Raw genomic sequence first — 241 nt, forward strand, 5'->3', positions numbered from 1 at the left:
GACATATCTCTCAATGAAGACACCGGCGGGGTCGGTCATTCTGTGGGTCACGTCAGCCGGCACCACCTTGCCGCGCAGCATGCCGGAAGTCTCACAGTCGTTCTTCTCCCTGCTGCAGGAGAACGTCCTGAACCGCCGCGCTTGGGCCACCCGCCAAGAACTGCGCATCGCCATCATCACCTGGATCGAACGCACCTACCACCGCCGCCGCAGGCAGAACGCCCTCGGCCGATTGACCCCC

General features: G+C 63.9%; 1 pseudogene. It reads left to right on the forward strand.

The features are described from left to right. Window positions 1-94: 94 nt before the first annotated feature. Window positions 95-241: pseudogene (locus IG69_RS21905) on the forward strand (IS3 family transposase); the annotation flags it as partial.

It is taken from the genome of Phycicoccus jejuensis (assembly GCF_000720925.1).
Taxonomy (GTDB): Bacteria; Actinomycetota; Actinomycetes; order Actinomycetales; family Dermatophilaceae; genus Phycicoccus; species Phycicoccus jejuensis.